This is a genomic window from Psychroserpens luteus, from assembly GCF_015319355.1.
GTDB lineage: Bacteria > Bacteroidota > Bacteroidia > Flavobacteriales > Flavobacteriaceae > Psychroserpens > Psychroserpens luteus.
The window spans coordinates 139,772-157,419 of sequence record NZ_JADILU010000002.1 but is presented as its reverse complement, the minus strand read 5'-3'; the positions used below and the strand labels follow the sequence as shown (position 1 = coordinate 157,419).

At 32.2% G+C, this 17,648-nt stretch carries 15 protein-coding genes; 1 reads left to right on the top strand and 14 read right to left on the bottom strand.

The window, feature by feature from the left end; translation table 11 throughout:
• Window positions 1-4: 4 nt before the first annotated feature.
• The 12 genes from IM744_RS04340 to IM744_RS04285 form a co-directional block, all read right to left on the bottom strand.
• Entirely contained in the window at window positions 5-406 is a 402-nt protein-coding gene (locus tag IM744_RS04340) for a hypothetical protein (RefSeq protein ID WP_194506878.1), read from the bottom strand.
• 27 nt (window positions 407-433) lie between these two features.
• Window positions 434-1,258, bottom strand: coding sequence for a hypothetical protein (locus IM744_RS04335; protein ID WP_194506877.1), 825 nt, complete (start codon window positions 1,256-1,258; stop codon window positions 434-436).
• Between the two features lie 6 nt (window positions 1,259-1,264).
• Entirely contained in the window at window positions 1,265-3,862 is a 2,598-nt protein-coding gene (locus IM744_RS04330; protein WP_194506876.1) for a hypothetical protein, read from the bottom strand.
• 293 nt (window positions 3,863-4,155) lie between these two features.
• Window positions 4,156-5,145, bottom strand: a complete 990-nt coding sequence (locus IM744_RS04325; protein ID WP_194506875.1) for an aldose epimerase family protein — start codon at window positions 5,143-5,145, stop codon at window positions 4,156-4,158.
• Window positions 5,146-5,149: 4 nt separating this feature from the next.
• Window positions 5,150-6,115 carry a YheT family hydrolase gene (locus IM744_RS04320; protein WP_194506874.1) on the bottom strand — a complete coding sequence of 322 codons (966 nt, stop codon included), beginning with the start codon at window positions 6,113-6,115 and terminating at the stop codon, window positions 5,150-5,152.
• Between the two features lie 122 nt (window positions 6,116-6,237).
• Window positions 6,238-7,890 carry an adenine deaminase gene (ade, locus tag IM744_RS04315; protein WP_194506873.1) on the bottom strand — a complete coding sequence of 551 codons (1,653 nt, stop codon included), beginning with the start codon at window positions 7,888-7,890 and terminating at the stop codon, window positions 6,238-6,240.
• 139 nt (window positions 7,891-8,029) lie between these two features.
• Window positions 8,030-8,671 carry an HmuY family protein gene (locus tag IM744_RS04310; protein WP_194506872.1) on the bottom strand — a complete coding sequence of 214 codons (642 nt, stop codon included), beginning with the start codon at window positions 8,669-8,671 and terminating at the stop codon, window positions 8,030-8,032.
• An 85-nt stretch (window positions 8,672-8,756) separates the two neighbouring features.
• Window positions 8,757-9,974, bottom strand: coding sequence for a murein L,D-transpeptidase catalytic domain-containing protein (locus IM744_RS04305; protein ID WP_194506871.1), 1,218 nt, complete (start codon window positions 9,972-9,974; stop codon window positions 8,757-8,759).
• A gap of 78 nt (window positions 9,975-10,052) precedes the next feature.
• Window positions 10,053-10,328: a hypothetical protein gene (locus tag IM744_RS04300; protein WP_194506870.1), complete on the bottom strand. Its 276-nt coding sequence runs from the start codon at window positions 10,326-10,328 to the stop codon at window positions 10,053-10,055.
• Between the two features lie 55 nt (window positions 10,329-10,383).
• Complete coding sequence (locus IM744_RS04295) at window positions 10,384-11,655, bottom strand: hypothetical protein (RefSeq protein WP_194506869.1); 1,272 nt, start codon at window positions 11,653-11,655, stop codon at window positions 10,384-10,386.
• A gap of 76 nt (window positions 11,656-11,731) precedes the next feature.
• On the bottom strand, window positions 11,732-13,201 hold the full coding sequence (locus tag IM744_RS04290; protein WP_194506868.1) for a hypothetical protein: 1,470 nt from the start codon (window positions 13,199-13,201) through the stop codon (window positions 11,732-11,734).
• Window positions 13,202-13,236: 35 nt separating this feature from the next.
• Window positions 13,237-13,935 (bottom strand): C40 family peptidase, encoded by a 699-nt coding sequence (locus tag IM744_RS04285; protein ID WP_194506867.1) that lies wholly within the window; start codon window positions 13,933-13,935, stop codon window positions 13,237-13,239.
• A gap of 189 nt (window positions 13,936-14,124) precedes the next feature.
• Here IM744_RS04285 and IM744_RS04280 point away from each other — a divergent pair, with 189 nt between their 5' ends.
• On the top strand, window positions 14,125-14,775 hold the full coding sequence (locus IM744_RS04280) for a response regulator transcription factor (protein ID WP_194506866.1): 651 nt from the start codon (window positions 14,125-14,127) through the stop codon (window positions 14,773-14,775).
• Window positions 14,776-14,811: 36 nt separating this feature from the next.
• Here the strand turns inward: IM744_RS04280 and tilS are convergent, their stop codons facing one another.
• Both tilS and pabB read right to left on the bottom strand, forming a co-directional pair.
• Window positions 14,812-16,146 (bottom strand): tRNA lysidine(34) synthetase TilS, encoded by a 1,335-nt coding sequence (gene tilS, locus IM744_RS04275; protein WP_317175382.1) that lies wholly within the window; start codon window positions 16,144-16,146, stop codon window positions 14,812-14,814.
• 163 nt (window positions 16,147-16,309) lie between these two features.
• The gene (gene pabB, locus IM744_RS04270; protein ID WP_194506864.1) at window positions 16,310-17,614 is read right to left on the bottom strand and encodes an aminodeoxychorismate synthase component I; all 1,305 of its coding nucleotides are present in this window, start codon (window positions 17,612-17,614) and stop codon (window positions 16,310-16,312) included.
• Window positions 17,615-17,648: the final 34 nt, after the last annotated feature.

Genomic DNA, 17,648 nt, shown 5'->3' with positions numbered 1-17,648 from the left:
GCTGTTATGTTAACTTTAATTCACTTTCTAAAATGCAGGTTTGACCTTCATAAAAGGCATTAACCTTAAAGTTCATATCTAATGGACCTTCATCACCTCCATTAATACTAACTTTATACGTGTCTTCTATTTGTTTGATGGCTAATTTGAAGGTTTCTTCATTTGGAAACGGGTTAAAAAATCGACAAAAAGTCATCACTCTAAAAATCTTTGATTGCACTTCGTTGCCACCATCTAATTGTTTCCAACCCGATTTTTGAGTTGGATCAAATGGCGGAATGACAGCATAAGGCACTTTATCATCAATAGTATGATATAAAAATGCATAGCTCATTGGGATTGCCTCTGTAGCAATCGCAACTTTTAATTTTATGGGCTTATTGTTACCTACTTGATATGAATCCATAATACTAGTTTTTATTTTTTTTAATTGTTATGACGCTAATACATGATCAATAACCGAATCCAAATCATGATGATTTGTGACACTATTTAACCAAGTTGCAGTCTCATCATTATCAACAAATGTATTGAACGCTCCTTTTACCACATGTTTATTTGCTGCAGGCAATTGATTAATAACAGTCTCTAGATTTTCTAATAATTGTAATGGTGTCGTTTTCTCTTCGGAAAGTTTAAAAGCCACCTTACCTGTGATATCTAAGAATTTTAAGTAATTAGCTTTTGTTGTAATAGGTGTATTTATATTGAGTCTATTAAACACTTCATTAGTGTAGTTCCTGGTTTGAGGTCCTGAAAGTCCGTCAATAATGACTGGTTTTCCGTAGATATATTTTAATACCATCTGTAGGTATAAAGTTTCAGACTTAGATGATTCATTATAATCTACAGACACACTTGTATCTAAATGCCAATGATCTTCATGACCTCTGTAATAATAGTTGAGAACGATTCCGAAATGCTTCCGAAGAAAAGATTCTATACCTAAGTACAATTCTTTTTGATGAATAAAATTGGTAGTAATGAGCGTTTTGTCTTTCCAGAAAACAGCATCCAAATCAAAAGCAGTACCATGACCATGTTGTCCTGGTTTATTGACAAAAATTCCAGCAGTTGTCACCACCTCAGGTTTACCCAAAGGACAGTTTGCAAACACCTCATCAAAAGCATCTTTAAGTACTTCATGAAAATTAGAATCTATTGAAAAATTTCGTTGTTCACCAAGTGTGCCATATGGATGATTTACGAGCCTTGCATAATGCAACGGAATGTTGTTAATGGAGTTGATTGCTTTCATAAAATATTAATTTTGCTGATTTAATAATTTTTTAATTTCTGTAATTTGATCTGTAATCAATGTACTTTGAATAACACGATCATAATAGGTTATGGTACTTTTACTCAAATGTCTCGCAAGTGTAGGCTCATAAGTTTCCCATTCAAAACCATTGTCATCGATTTCTTCTTTGACTTTATTATTTTCTCTATTTAGAAATGTATCAAGTAATCTGATTTGATTTTTATCTGTAAGCTCTCCTCCCAAAAAACTTTGAACTTCATCAAATTCTATTTGAAACGGTAAATAGATAGGTACATATCCAATTAAAGGGTCTTTACTTCGATCTCGCAAGTAATCACTTAAATAGTTTGGTATTTTGTCTAGATTTAATCCCGTTTTTAAATCTGCAATAATATTATCCTGTTCTACTTCATCTATTTTTAAATGTGTTATTTCATTTTCGGTTTTAAATTTTTTAACCAAGTACCAGATATAATTGTTACGACCATTAATAATTTCTACGAAGACTTTTTTAGTTTTATTTAATGTAGAGTCTTTTAGCAAATAATTATGTAAGTCTAGTGAACTCAACAAACCACTATTATCAAGTGCTCCAGCATCTATATAATGTCCATATCCTTTTATTTTTGCTGCAGGACTAAGTCCAGGAAATCTATTAGTAGAAGAAATAGCTTCGTAGTAAGCGATAGAATGATCATTACGCAGTTGTGATAAATTATCGGAATTGTAAAACACAGTAGAATCTTGTGGATATTTCACCGAATAAAACACACCACGTCGTCCATTCGTTTTTGCTGTATTGACAATCAACGATGGGAAATAGCCTCTTTTATTATCAAATATCTTTGTTTTCCAATATGAATTAAAAGACAATGAATCTAAGGTCATTGACGTGTTATCCTCTAAAATATTACGGTAGGTCACCATAGAATAATATGACCTGTCTTTATATTTACCAATGTTATTAAGAGGATAAATTTTTCTAACAAAATCAAATCCAAAAGCCAATGCTAAATCTTTAGATGCAAAGTTCTCTCGAGCAACACTATCTATTTTTGATCCAATCGTCATAAAATCATCTGTGTGTTGACCTCCTAAAACCGAATACAACGAGACTCCCATCATGCCTCCAGATGCTCCAGAGAAAGATACTGTTTGATCAAGAAACTCACCTTCAGTTTTTAATTGAACTTCATTTAGGACTTTCATCGTCCATATATTAGCTTTCAAACCTCCTCCATGAGCTGCTACAAAAAATAAGGGTTTATCTGTTCTGCTTCTAAGACTATCTTTAAACACTTCTATATCGAGACTATTTTCGTTTTTATTCGTTGCATAAGATTGAAGCTCGTGTATTTGAGTTTCCGAAGTATAACTTAAAATACCAAATATAAAGATGACAAAAGTCACTATAGATGCTATTAGTCTTCGTCTAATTGCAAATGAGTTTTGTTTGTCTAAAGACAAGAGGTTACTCCAATTTTCTTTTAACACACCAGAACTATATAAATAGTTTTTTTCGGTAACGTAAGGATTATTCTTTAAGTCTTGTTTTTGAGTTTTAAAAATGGTCAACATAAAAAAGTACTTCACTAAACAGGCTATAGAATAATAGATAACAAATATGTATGACAACAGTATGAGCATAGCATTAGAGAGTTTCCATTTGTTATAAACTGCGACATTGCTGTAGATCAAGAAAAGAACGACGACTATAGCGAACACAAAATAATATCTAAGATACCCCACACTACTACTCAAAAAATAATAGCGATAAAAATTGATTGTTTTTGCATACACACGAAAAACCCTAAACATGATATAGAGTATTGCTAATAAAAATGTGAACGCTTGGAGCAACCAATACCCATATAAACTAAAATTTAAAGTACCTGCTATTATTCCTCCTAAAATGATTGCCAAACCAAAACAAATAAAGAGTGTATGTATTCCTCTTGTGACAAATTGTTTTTTTTGAGCTTTCACCAATGCAATCGCTTCATCACTTTTTAATTCTAATAATTTATCCTGGTACACATCAAATTTATCTAGTAAAACGATTAATATAATTGCAGGAATAATGGAAAGAAAAAGTGTTCCTAATTGTATCATGGTAACATCCAAACCACTAAAATATAGTTTAGAGTAAAAGGTTTGATAGATGTAATAATGCCAAATAATAAAAATTACTAAGCCTAAACAATGCCTAAAAAACTTTGCTTTATAATCCTGTTTATAATTGGGATCTATTTTAGAAAAAATGAAAATCGCATACCCAAACCATTTATAAGCATACCATTTATGGTCATCGCGACTATTATTTATATTCTCGGCATAATAAATATATCTTGGATAATGAGAGAGTACAGATGCAAAGACAGAAATCACTATAAAACAAAAAATCAGAGAGGTTTTATCACGCTCTATCATATCTACTAAAAGTGTGTTAGCCTGCTCTAAGGCTTGAACCATAAGTAAAATAATACCAAGAAATAAAAGACTTAAATAAGAGGACTTTCCAAATTTACCAAAGGAGGTAATAAGATTATTAACGAAATTGAGAAAACGTAGGATTAATGCCCCTATTTTTTTGAATAACATAAATACAATTTAAATTAGCACTTTTAGTGTCAATTATAATCAATTCAATAACCTATAGGGAGATTATCACATCTAAATTACAAAAAAAAAATTAATAATTTATTTTAGTAGTCTGAAAAAGAGTAAAATAAATAATATGATTTCGATGAATATTATTTTCAGGTTTTCTTCGGAAATGTAAAATCAAGTCTGTTTTGTCATTACTTTACTTCGACAAGCCTAGTGACCAATCAGAAATTTAAGTCTTGGAGCCTAAGTAGACTCCTCCCTTCGCAGGAATGACAAGATCATTATCAACTAACTATCTTAAACCTAAAGTTCGACTTATTCTCATAAGTTTCATCTGGCAGCAATAAGGTCGATGGAAAATTAATATGGTTTGGTGCATCTGGGTAATTTTGTGTTTCAAAGCATATTGCAGGAAACTCTCCATAAGTCAAGCCCTCTTTAAATGATAAATCATCAAAAGTTTTTGGTGTAAAAAGGACTAAAGCAGGCTGATTGGTATCCACAATCATTTCAATTCCTGTTTCTTCGGAAATGAGCCTAGCACAATTTACTTCTGTAGTCAGAATAAATGTATCATCAAAACCTCTAAAATTTTCGTTTGCAATGACATCAAGCTCATTTCTATCTACTCTAGTCCCAATAGACGATAGAATTTCTCCTGAGGAAATCATTGTTTTTGAATCTACTTCTAGATAGCTATTACTTTTAATTTGTAGCTTGTGATTGCAAATTGTTCCATTTCCGTTGAGATTAAAATAAGAATGGTTGGTTAAATTAACATGTGTTGGCTCATCAGTTTTTGCATTGTAAGTAATGATAAGCTCGTTGGTTTCTAATAATTGATAGCTGACAGATACTTGTAAATTTCCTGGATGGCCTTCTTCTAAATGTTTACTTGTGTATGATAATGTAATCGTAGGATTTTCATGTCGATCAACACTTTCAAAATTCCAATATTTTTTATCGAAACCATTAAAACCACCATGCAAATGCTGACCATTGTGCTGTGAAAGCGCATATAACTTTCCATCAATTTTATAGCCACCTCCCGAAATTCGCCCAGCATATCTACCACAGGAACTCCCCAAACATCTATTTTGGGTGAGATAATCGTCTTTTAGATAATCTAAAGGTGATGATAAGCCTACAACAACTTCAGTAAGTGTTCCTTGTTTGTTGGGCACTTTCAAACTGATAATGGTTGCTCCAAAGTTTGAGATGTGGAGCTCCATTCCGTTAGCGTTGGAGATTATTGCGGTTTTTAGGGATGACATTTAGTTAATGGGTATCAAATTGCCTTACAAACTCTATGGCTCTTTTCTCGTTGTAATATACATCTCCTTTTTGAATAAATCCAACATGACCTCCATAATTTGGCATTTCTAAATGCAGATTATCATTATGTTTAGCTTCTTTTACTGGGTAACATTCTGCAGATAAAAACGAATCATTTAATGCGTTAATCATCAAGGTTGGCACTTTTATATTTTTTAAGAATTGAAGACTACTACTTTGTGTATAATAATCCTTAGCATCCACAAAACCATGCGCTTGTGATGTATAAAACTCATCAAACTCTCTTAACGTTTTTATGTCGTTTAAATCTTTGTCTTTGAGTATTTCTGGAAATTGTATTTTTTTAACTCTTAATTTATCTAGTAAATGTTTCCTAAACCTTATCGCAAATGCTCTATTCTTTAATTTGTGTAATTCGGTTGCTGATCCATCAAGATGAGCAGGAACAGAAATTGCGATTGCAGCTTTTATTTGGTTAGGAATTATTCTGTCTTCGCCTAAATATTTGAGTGTAATATTTCCGCCTAAACTAATTCCTTTGATATAAATTTTAGAATATTTTTTTTGCTCAATACAATGATTGACAACATCATCTAAATCATTTGTTGCGCCAGAATGGTAACTATGATAAAACCTATTATCCTCACCACTACAACCTCTAAAATTCACACAAACTGCATCCGTTCCGTTTTGATTAAACAATTTTGCGGTTCCTGTGACGTAAGGTCGTTGTGCGTGACCTTCTAATCCGTGGAGAAGAATAATAACTGTGTCTGATTTTTCTTCAGCATAACTCCAATCCAAATCCAGAAAATCTGCATCACGTGTTTCAATACGTTCACGAGATTGTTCTAGTTTCACTTTTCTTATTAATCCAGAATATACGGTTGCTATGAATCCGTTTCTAAATTGAAATGGAGGTTTATAAGTTGATTGTAGGATTGGCATTTTTCTTAGTTTGTAGCGATCAGTTTGCGGTTTTATTCTTGTATGATTCTCTCGCAAAGGCGCGAAGACACAAAATCGTATATGATTACTCCTATTTAAATGTTGATTATTATTTTGTTATGCTACTCTTGTGTTAATATTAGGTCTGTAAATTTAAAATCTTTACCATTAAATAAACCTTTATCACTTAATTTCAATGACGGAATCACCAATAATGCCATAAAAGACAACGTCATATAAGGTGCATTTAATTTACTCCCTAACTGTTTTGCCATTTTATCAAGCTCTGCATAAGCTTTACCTATAGTTTCACCATCTTGATCGCTCATAATTCCTGCGACAGGAAGCGGAACTATTTTTTCTTCGGAAGTATTTACTGCACAAATACCACCTTTATTTTCAATAATGAGATTAACTGCTTTACAAATCATCTCATCGTTCACTCCTACTGCAATAATATTGTGAGAATCATGACCTACGGAAGATGCTATTGCGCCTTCTTTTAGTCCGAAATTTTTAATAAATGCCAATGCTGGCTCATCATTATTATAGCGGTTAACGACTGTCATTTTTAGAATATCGTTTTCAGTATTTGAAACCAAGTTTCCATTTTCAATAGTTGCTTCCTCTATAAGTTCATTTGTTACTAGTTGACCTTCTAAAGCTTCAATAACTCTAATTTGTTTTTTTGCTGAAGCACTTTCCGAAGCACTTTCCGAATCAATTCTAAAATCGGAAACTTGCTTCTTTGTTGTATTAAAATTGTTTAAATTTTTGAAAGCAATAGATTGTAGTTTAGAATTTCCGTGGTCACTCACCAATTCACCATTTATATAGGTTTGAATGACTTTAAAATCTTTTAAATCTTCAACAACAATACAATCGGCATCATCGCCTTTTTGCAATAAACCAACATCTAAATTGTAGTGTTTAACCGGATTTATACAAGCAGCTTGTAATACTTTAAAGATATCAATGTCTTTAGCAACTGCTCTTGCACATAATTTATTAATATGATTGATGATTAAATCATCTGGATGCTTGTCATCACTACAAAACATCATGTTTTCATAATGCTCTGGAAGCAAATCAATCAACGCTTCAAAATTCTTGGCAGCGCTACCTTCTCTAATGAGAATTTTCATACCTTTTTGAAGCTTTTCTAAGCCCTCTTCATATGTGAAACATTCGTGATCTGTAGAAATCCCAGCATTTATATATTTGGTAATATCATCACCAACAACGCCTGGAGCATGACCATCAATTGGTTTGTTATAATGTTTTGCCCATTCTAATTTTTTAAGCACTTCTTCGTCATCAAATAAAACGCCTGGATAATTCATCATCTCTGCCAAATATTTGATATCTGGATTTGCCATGAGTTGTTTAATACCTTCGGAATCTATGACAGCTCCAGCAGACTCAAAACTTGTTGCAGGTACGCAAGAAGGTGCTCCAAAATTGAACTTAAAAGGGGTTTGTTTTCCGTTTTCTATCATGAAATTAACGCCTTCAATTCCTAGAACATTTGCAATCTCATGAGGATCTGAAACTGTTGCCACTGTACCATGATTAACTGCTATTTTAGCAAACTCTGTTGGCACAAGCATTGAACTTTCTATATGAATGTGTGCATCTATAAAACCAGGAAGGATATACTGATTGATGTCATGTTCTTTCTCCTCTATACTTTTTATTTTTCCTTCGGAAATTATGATTTCTCCTTTGAAGATGCGCTTATTTTTTATGTCGACTATTTGTCCTTGTAGTTTCATGTAATGGATAATTGTTTTGTAAAACTAACATTTTAAAATAAAAAAAACGAGAATAAATCTCGCTATTAGGATTGAATATGTAGTAAAATATTTTAAAGATTTTATCTATAATAATAAAGACTATTACTAGTTGTCAATTTCACCTTTTTGGCTTTGGAGGATCTTTAACAATAGGAAATACTTCGTACTTAATTTTTATTTTTCGACAACGTCTTGGGTCACCGCCAGAAATGTAATCAACAATTTGAATTTTGGCTATGTTTCCATCATTTGTTTTAACAAAATAAACATGATTTTTTCTAGGGACATTACTTTTGTCATCAATAAAAAGGAAATAATGATCAAATTTTAGATATTTTGAAGAACCAAATTTTGCATCTCTGATTTTTCTATACTTGATGTTTTCAAAATTCATAACACCTTGATCTGACCATGTCACTCCTTTTGGAGCTCTTAAAAACTCTTTACCTTGAGGCCAACATCCAAAAACTAAATCTGAATATTGATTCTCAGCGCCATTTGTCATAGAACCCTTATCTAAATCAAATGGAGCATTGGTAAGCAAAATATCAGACTGAACTCCTAGAGATAGCGACTCAGGTGAAAAATTCTCCCATGCAACCATTTCTTTTTCAAAGTCTTTATTATCCTTTTTTATAATAGAATCATTGTACTCCAAAAGTGCAGATATGCCTCCACCAGCAGCTAAAACTGAAATAAAAATCCCGATAATCCAGTTTAACTTACTTCCTTTTTTTTTATGATCTGTGTTAATTGACATATTTTAATCAGGTTTTAGAGTTTCATATAAACTTACTTTTATATCTAGAAGCCAATTTTTTATATCTGCTCCAGTAGAGAAATTTTTATTGTTCCAAACACTTTAATAACGATGAATTTTCAAAGTAGTTATGGTCTAAATCATCGGTTGCATGCTCCTTAACAGTATAGGCAAATAGCAAATTTCCATTCTTGATATCTTCAAACAATTTGTTTTTTAGTTTTCCATCGACTACTTCGTTTTCATCATCAGAAATAGCTGGACAGCCATGACTTCTCCCGACGTTTCCTGACTGTTCGTTAACATAATTTGCAGTATGCATCTTTATAAATCTACTATATGCCATATCATTTATGCCCTCTTCAAGTCCGTGAAGTATTAACCATACCCGTTTTTCGATGTTACCGTTTTTCACTTTATCTCTTGCATATGCCCTAGCTGTAACAAAAAAACCAAGGCTTGACTTATTTGATCCCGTTGTATTTGAAAAATTTCGAGCTTTTCGCTTTTCTTTATCTTCATTTTCAGAACCTACGCCATGTGATACATATAAATGGCTTCGTTTAGTACCATTCAACATATTCAATACGACCATACGTCTTTGATTTGAGGGTTTAGAAAAATCAATTATTATCAAATACCCTGTGTTTTTATCATATGTGATTTGCTTTGTTCTGTTCTTGTGATCTACCCAATGCGCATTAGAAGCGCAACCATTATCAATTTTCGTGTAACCTAAGTAGGCAATTCTAAAAGCTTCAAAAGCTATTTCTCCTTCTAAATCAAATAGATTAAACAGTCTAGCAGTTTCGTCGTTAGATTCTGTAGCAGTTGAAGCAGCATCAGTTAAAATACACGCTTCAATTGAACTGATTTTGTTTCCAAGAGGATATTGATCCCAATCAGAAAAAGTAATAACACTCTCATGAGATATGCTTATTCTTGAATATGGATGATGATAAAATTGAACATTAGTGGCATTGCCAATGCTTTCAACATAACATAAATACTGAGCATTATCTGGAAATGTAACTACAGCCATCTGATCAACATCTGGAGAACTTTGGTTAGGTGAATAAATATCATGTGTGTCGATGTTATAATTTATGCCATCTGCAAGATCGGTTCCAGGCCAGATTCCGGAGAGATTATACTGAAATCTCATCTGTTGTTTAGTATCAGTAATTTCACAGTCAAAAGTGCCATTGATATGATCTATATCTAATATTTTTGCGACATAATTAGTTTTCGGATTCTCAGTGTCACCATCAAAGGTGCACAACATAAAGTCATTTATTTTCATAATTATTGTTAATGATTAATTAAATACTAATGATAAATTCAGGTTATATCCAATCTATATTGGGATTTAGGGAATCCTTTAAGTACTTGTATTGTTTTCATAATCGATGATCTTTTTCGATAATATGCTAAGTAACTCTTCTTTTTCCGCACTATCTAAAGTTGCATGAAATTGAGCAGAAAGCACAGCTCTTGTAGGTGATTCTCCCAAGTAATTATCATGTAGTTTTTGTACAAATTTTTCTGGAACATTTTCCATAATCAATTTTAGCGCTTCTATTCTTGGTCTTTGAAGTTTTGATAATTCATTTTTAATTGATTCTTCAACTTCATTGAAAGATTTATGATTTTCCATAATTTGTATTTATTAATACTTAGACTTTATATTCAACTTTTAAACTGACATTAATTTAGTTCTTACCATGTGGTGGCAATTCTGGTAATTTTTGTAGCATCCATCCTATAATTTGAATTCCATCATGAGAGAGACTTCCTTTTTCTTTTATATTTTGATTATTAATATCAAATGGCCCAAAACTCACTACATTTTCTAACTCTTTTTTATCAAGATTATCCCAATTAGCAGTAATATTGAGGTTTTTTACTGCAAGAAAAGCTACTGGCAAATGCGATAATCCTCCAATTTTCGGATTACTTAATGCACCTTTAGGTATCCCAGGAATATACCATGATCTATTAATATTGCATATCACTTCATTAAACCACTTTCTTCTAATATTAACTACACAAAATTCAAAACTTATATTTATATCATTAGTTTTTATAGCTTTTGAGGGTGATTCCTTTTTAATAAAATCTTTAACTAAAATCTTTTCATTTAATCTCAATCCATGAAATGCTTGAGAAAATTTTAAACCAACTGCTGTTCTTTTAACATTAGAAATCTTTTTATGAGTCGGTTTTAATGTCATATTTACTCTTCTAGCAAGAACTGGTTTTTGAACTTTACGATGATCTCTAATTCTTCTAATTGGTTTTGACGTATGAACTTTATTTATCATTATTGGATTAGCAATAAATGCAGGTTGCATTTTAAGTACTTGCATTTTTAACTCCAATGGTTTTACCTTCTTAGAATCTTCTAGCATAGGCAAAACATTAATAAGTTGGGCATCTGTCATTCTAACCTTAAGGATCTTTTGATTTGTATTTGATTTTTCTGATTCTACTATAGATTTTGGTTCTTTTATTTCAAACTCACGTTTTTCCCAAACTTTACTGTCACTTTCAAACCAATTTGAAGGCGATAAATTAGTCAGTCTAAAAAAATCTGTAATACCATTACCTCTTACCAAACTAAAAGATTCTAAATCTCGACCAACTTGCGCTAAAGTTCTCATAACATTATTATGAATGACTTCTTTCTCATCATGACTCAAACTTTCATCAACAAAAGGCTGAGCACCCAATATTAGTTCATAAACACTGTCAATATTATTTGATAGAAATCCAACATTCAATCCATTATCCTCTACATATGGAATCTCATTTACCAAATCTGAAGACATTTCTTCATTGCTTAAACCTTCAAAATCCTCTTCGCTAATTACAGTACCAAACTGTTGTAATCTAAACTCTACTGGTGCACCTTCATCGCTTTTAAACGTATTGAGAAAAAAGTCATTAACTGGCTTATATATTGATTCTAATGTAATTCCCATTTATACTGTTTGTTTAAGTTTATTAAAATGTTTTTAAAAACATAGATAGGTTAAATTCTAAAAAGAAAGATTGAAATTATTTTGGAGCATCTATTTTAGGACTTAGCTGTACTAAATTACTTATCCACCCTATAATTTGGGTTCCTTTTACTACCAATGAGCTTCCTTCTGTCTCTGCTTCATATGTACTAGAACTTTTACTATTACTGTAATTGCTGCTTAACTTAAAAGGTCCAAAACCAACTGATCCTCCTACACCAACATCCTTTTTTAAAGCTTCATAGTGTGACACAAATTGTTTAGATTTAATTCTAAGTTCTTTAATTATAATTAGTTTTTTGGGTATAATTGGCAACCAAGTATCTGCTCCTTTTGTTTCAGGAAATACTTGATCCATTTTACCAGTAGAAATCTGACCAATTTCACCATCACCAACAAGAAACCAATTGCTTAAATCAAACAATAGTGTGTCCAACCATGGACGGTTAATACTCACTGTTCCATATTTAATATAAATGGACATCGAATCAACACTTCTATCTTCATGTTTTTCGCTTTTATCAACAGACACATTTGCTTTAGCACTCCAAAAACCAAATGAGGCTCCTCCACCTGCCTTAAAACTAGACGTTTTTGTTGATGTTGAGAATTCATTTTTCCCCCATTCATACTCATATTCTGAAAACCCAGTAGCATCGTCCTCGCACCAATTACTTGGAAATAATTCAACATATTTACTAGTTACCGGAATAACACCTTGAGTAGCGATACTATATGCTTCAAATTTTTTCTTCGCAGAAGCAATCATATGTGCCGAAGCGTCTGTTCCCATTGCAGCCAAATTATCTATTGCCTGTTCAATCATGGCTTTTGAGCCTAAAGAAATCCATTCATCCCAAGCACGATCTACTTTTCTTAGAGGTTTTTTCCCCATAATTCCCCATAATTGTGCTGTTTGACGATTACTCATGGCAATCATATAATCTGTAGCATAATCTTGAAGTGCGTCGCTATACTTTTCTTCATATTCATTATATGCTTTATACTCTTTAGTATCTACTTCAACATCTTCTCCATCATCATCTTTTTTCGTTTTTCTTAATTTTGGAAAATATTTCTCAAATTGTTTTTTTTGAAATGCTTCTTGAGCTGGATCCATTGGCATCACATTAGCTGCATTTATAATGAGCTCCCAGGATTGGCTAATGGTAGAGCTATTCTCTATAGCTTGATAATTTTCATTAACACGAATTTTACTATCCACCAATGTACAAGTATTAGCCAAATTTTCATACCGTTTTGCAATATCAGAAGTGTCAGGAATAGCAGGATCTTCTCCTGGCAATGTAGGTGGTTGCACTGTGTTTGGAGAAGTCATATTTGGCTTCCATGGAGTTCTAAAATCCAAACAATTAACAGGTTGTCCTGTTGGCAAGAAAGAGACTAAAAAACCATCCATTCCGTTAGGGTTTTTATCGCTAACACCTAACATTCTTTTCTTTAATTCATCAAATATGACATAGACATCTTTTTTTTCTTCTGGCATGATTATAATTTTTAAGATTAATATTATTTTAATTTCTAAAACACTTTATCCACTAATGACTTCACAGATATCAAACCAGACAATACAATTTCCATATATTCTCTAGTGGCTTTATCAAAAACGCCATTAGCTGTTAAGTTTTGGTTTGTAAGTTGAAATTGTATGAGTTCTTTTTCTGTTCTTTGACCAAAATCTCCATCTGTGGTTCCAACCTCAAAGCCAAGTTTTTTTAAAGAATCTTGAAGTAATTTTACTTCTACGCCTTTACTCCCCTTCTTTAATATTTTCCTCGGAAAGTGAACATCTTCAACTAGTCGCAATCTTCTATAACCTAAAATTCGATCTTGAGATTTCCCAGTACTTGAAACTTGATCTCCTTGATTTCCTCCCAAACAATAAATTCTACCATCTCTCGAATACCCATTAAAAAGACCTACGTGTCCTTGCCAAGATTCTGGACTTACTCTCCAAAAAACAACAACATCTCCCAACTCCGGATTTGTTATGGGCATACCAACACGCAACCAAGATCTCGCTCCCAAACTATAAGACCGTTCTAATCCTGCTTCATGTGCACACCAATTCATAAATAAACTACACCAATGAGAATCATCAGATTTGTAATTATCAAAACCCGTATCCTTAGCATACTGTATAATTCGTGGGTTATTCCCTTTTCCCTTTTTCTCTTTAACACCAATTTCCATAGATGCTATTTCAAGTATGTCTTTCATGTTATTGATTTTGTGATATATAGATTAGGTAAATTTGAAATAAAATTTTATCTTTGAAAAAAATAAAACACTGATAGTCAAAAGATTAAATCATTGTTTTTCCCCACATCTTTTTCCCCCAAAAAAAGCATTAAAACCCTATTTATGTAATTACATAGCTAAGACATTATTGATATAAATCTTAGTATTATGAAAACACATTCTGTAGTTATAGTTGATGATCACACTCTAGTTTCTCAGGCTATTGGTAGTTTGGTCAACTCTTTTAGAGATTTTAAAACACAATATATTTGTAACAGTGGTAAAGAATTAATTGAAAAGTTAAAACTTGAAAAGGCAAAACCACGTCTCATTTTAATGGATATTTCCATGCCTCACATGAATGGTATTGAAACGACTTTATACGTTAAAGAAATGTATCCAGATATTAAAGTTATTGCCTTAACTGCTATAGAAAACAATGATTCTATTATTAAAATGCTCAAGGCTGGAGCAAAAGGTTATGTATTGAAAGGTGCAGACATTCCAATATTTGAGAATACATTAAAACGAGTAATTCAAAACGGAAGTTACTACAACGAAAAAATCACCAACATAATTATTAACTCTATTATTAATGAAGATGAAAAACAAGAAAACATTCAATTAAAAAAACAAGAGGAAGAGTTTATTCGATATGCTTGCTCAGAGTTAACATATAAGGAAATAGCAAATCGCATGTATAGAAGCCCAAAAACTATTGATGGCTATAGAAATGATTTATTTGAAAAACTAAACATTAGAAATAGGACAGGTTTGGTCCTTTATGCTATTAAAAATAAAATTTTTAATATACAGTGATAGATAATCATGCTCCTTTTGGAGTCGATTTAAAAATCATGAGCTAAATTCTATTTTCAAAATATTACTTGTGCTCTCATTCACTTTAAAACGTTCATCTGCTCGTTTTCCAATTACCCAAACAATTTTTTCTTCGGAAATGAGCAACCACACATTTTCTTTGTCTACTAATGACAACTTCTCGTCTTTGAAATATTTACTCAGTTTCTTTTTCCCTTTCATTCCTAATGGATAAAAGACATCACCTTCTTTCCATTTGCGAATTTCTAAAGGGAATTTCAATACATCTTTATCTACAAAAATCACATTACTTCGTTTCCCGAAAACAGCATCAGCTTCATCGAAGAATAAGACTCCTGCTGGTCTTTTAACTTTTTTATCGGTAGCATTTATGATTAGAGATTCTTCGCTATACTCTGATTGACACTCGTCTGACTGACTAAAATCTATCAAAATTAAATGCTCTCTATCTTTTATTAATTTATGTGTTTTTGATAAGACTTGCTTTCCAGATTGTGCATCTAATAAATTCAAAATATCATTCCATTCTGTAAATCCGTACTCATGAAAAACCCCAAAAAGATAAGCTTTAGGATTCTTTACCTTTTTAAATTCGGAAATTTTAAATTTTATTTGTTCTTCATCTATTTCGTCAATTGCTCTTTTGGTGACTGCGTTCAAACTTTCTTCAACAATATCTGCTGTATCATTGAGATTTTCTAACGTTGTCTTAAAATTTTGAAGCAAATTTGAATTGGTTTCCTTCAAAACCGGAATCACATGATGACGTAATTTATTCCTCAAATACTTATCTGAAGCGTTGCTACTATCTTCTCTCCATTTTAAATGGTTTGCTTTGGCGTAAGTTTCTAACGCTTCTCTAGAAAATGGCAATAAAGGTCTTACAATCTTATCATTAACTTCAGGGATCCCTGTTAATCCGCTTAATCCGGTTCCTCTTGTGAGATTGATTAAAAATGTTTCTAGATTATCATCCGCATGATGAGCTGTCAGTATATAATCGAATTTTAAAATTTCAGCTAAATCAAAAAACCAATTGTAACGTAGTTCTCTAGCTGCCATTTGAGTTGAGAGCTTGCTTGCTTTGGCGAATTCTTCCGTAGAAAAACTTTCAGTAAATATTTCTAAATCTAAATTTTCTGCTAAATCAAGAACAAAGGCTTCATCTCCATCACTTTCGTTTCCGCGTAAATTGAAATTGCAATGTGCTAATGATATATCTAACTTTAATTCGTGGCATAAATGCGTTAATATGACACTATCTAATCCTCCAGAAATAGCGATTAGAAGTTTGCTTTCTTTTAGGAAAGGTAGATTTTTGATGATATGGTTGTTGAATGTTTTTTGCACTCTGTAAAGGTAGATTATTTTGGTTTTCTCGCAAAGGCGCAAAGACGCAAAGTTAGATGTGATTACTCTTGTGAAGATATAATGAACAAAATACAATAAGTTAATTGCAACCGAGTAAAACCATAAGAGTAAGACTCTGCGTCTCTGCGACTTTGCAAGAATTCTAGTTCTCCAAAACCTCACGCATTGCCTTAGCCTTAACCAAACATTCCTCATATTCTTTAAGCGGTTCACTTTTAGCAGTAATTGCTCCTCCTACAGAGTACGACAAATATTTATTGGTCTCGTTATATAAAATACTACGTATCACGACATTAAAATCAAAATCATCATCTGGTGAGAAATAACCAACTGCTCCAGAGTAAAGTCCGCGTTTTGTTTCTTCCAATTCTTCAATAATTTTCATTGCCGAAATTTTTGGAGCTCCTGTCATACTTCCCATTGGGAACGTCGTTTTAATAATATCTACAGGATGCGTTGACTCATTAACTTGAGATGTCACCGTAGAAATCATTTGATGCACTTGATCAAACGTATACACTTTACACAGCTCTTCAACTTTTACACTTCCTTTTGTTGCTGTTTTTGAAAGATCGTTTCTTACCAAATCTACAATCATTATATTCTCACTACGCTCTTTTATATCTTCGGAAAGCTGCTTAATCAAAGCCTCATCTTCTTGTTTATCTTTAGAACGCTTTGCAGTTCCTTTAATAGGTTGAGATGTGATTTTTAGGCCTTCTTTTTTAATATAGCGCTCTGGTGAAGCAGATAATAGATATTTATCATAAACTCGCATATACGTTGCGAAAGGCGGTTTTGAAATCGCATTAAGTTTTTGATAAGTTTCTAAAGGAATTATTGTTGTGTCTTCTGCATAAAATTCCTGACAAAAATTAGCTTCATAAATATCACCTCTGTGAATGTGAGACAACATTTCGTTAAGTTTATTGAAATACTCGTCTTTATGGATTCTGAGTTTTATTTTAATGTCTTTTTCTTCGGAATAATTTTCTTGCTCAGACTTCTCAATTACGCTAGAAGCGATCGATTTTAAATCATGATCTAACTCATCTTCAACAAAATTGAGATAATGTGTTTCTAGCACATTTCCTTTTAGGAAAAAAAGTTTTTTAGGCTGAAAGAAAAAGAGATCAGGAAATCCTAATTCATCATGATTGCTAGAAGATAATCGTTCTACATCATTTTTAAGATCATATGACAAGTATCCAAAAATCCAATCATTAGTAATTGTTTGATATTCTTTAAGCTGGTTGAAAGCATCAAAATAGTCGGTTTGAAACACTGTAAACGCCTCAACCGCTAAAACTGCGTCGTACGATGTGTGTTTTTGAGTATAGTCATTACTATCTAACCATACGACTTCATCAAATTGCTGACTCCAATTAAGTAGCTGCTTTTTAAAAGTTTCTGGATTAGAAATATGCTGGGTTTTGACCTGTCTCAATGTGAATTTTTATGAAAAACAAAGTTCCGAATTA